Here is a 1,007-nt window from a genome sequence, read left to right as displayed (position 1 = left end):
AACCTGCGGCTAGCTTCCTAGTTCGCTCTTTGATTTTCATTGAGTATAAATCAAGCGACTTTATTCAAAAAGTGCTATAATAGAATTAGAAAATCGGAGGAAATATTATGAAGCTTATCAATACGACAAACTCACACTCGCAACTTGTAAAAAATCAGCTAGAAAGTACCGATGCAACCCTTGTTGAGGTTTATTCTGCAGGGAATACAGATGTTATTTTTACCCAAGCGCCGCTTCACTATGAAATCCTCATCTCAAACAAACACCGTGCTATTCGTGAGCCTGAAATCGAAACCATTCAAGAATTTTTCTTGAAACGTAAAATTAATAAGGACTCTATTGATGAAGCCAATATCAAGACACTCTACTCAGAGAAATTAATTGGAATTTCAATCCCAATCCAGTGAGGAAATTGAGTAAAAACTCTACTTGAGCGAAAGTCCAATAAGTCTTCCCACAATAAAACGCATAGTATTGAGGTACACTGTACACTCGCTATTATGCGTTTTTATATAGTAGATTGAAACTATAATAGTACACCTCTACTTCTAAAACATTGTTAGAAATCGGTTTGACTGTCCTGATCGATTTGTCCTATTCTTATTTCATTTTATAGTCATTTAGTTTTAAAAAGCATTCCAAACATTCAAAAATAGTTGGAACTTCCCTTAATAAATCCGTTACTTTCTTTTTCAAGATAGCCCAAGCTTGCTCAATAGGATTCAAATCCGGTGAATATGGCGGTAGAGGTAAGAAAAAGTGTTTATCTTGGATGCAGAGTTCATCCAAAATGTTCTTGGGATCAAAACTAGCATTGTCCATGACAATAACATGAGGTGTCTTCAAAGCAGGTAGGAGTTGCGTTTTGAACCACTCCACAAAGAAATCGCTTGTCATGCTGTTCTTGTAAATCATGGGAGCTATAAACTCTCCGTCTACTTGTCCTGCAACAATTGAAGTTCGCTCAAAACGACGTCCGCTAATCTTTTCATAGACTTTCTCCCCTC

The 1,007-nt window shown here is 36.6% G+C and carries 1 protein-coding gene and 1 pseudogene; one reads left to right on the top strand and one right to left on the bottom strand.

Going from position 1 to position 1,007, the window contains the following annotated elements; all coding sequences use genetic code 11:
• Positions 1-107 precede the first annotated feature (107 nt).
• A complete protein-coding gene (locus HT715_RS05295; RefSeq protein ID WP_000767185.1) occupies positions 108-407 on the top strand; it encodes a DUF1827 family protein in 300 nt (99 codons plus the stop codon).
• A 193-nt stretch (positions 408-600) separates the two neighbouring features.
• Here the strand turns inward: HT715_RS05295 and HT715_RS05290 are convergent.
• Positions 601-1,007 (bottom strand): annotated as a pseudogene (locus tag HT715_RS05290) (IS630 family transposase); the annotation flags it as partial.

The sequence above is a fragment of the Streptococcus sp. 4155 genome (assembly GCF_013276695.1).
GTDB classification, from domain to species: Bacteria; Bacillota; Bacilli; order Lactobacillales; family Streptococcaceae; genus Streptococcus; species Streptococcus pseudopneumoniae.
This window is presented reverse-complemented; position numbering and strand designations above follow the sequence as displayed.

Bases quoted from the DNA above. Each gene is read 5' to 3' on its own strand.
- HT715_RS05295 (WP_000767185.1), top strand. From the start codon at position 108: ATGAAGCTTATCAATACGACAAACTCACACTCGCAACTTGTAAAAAAT.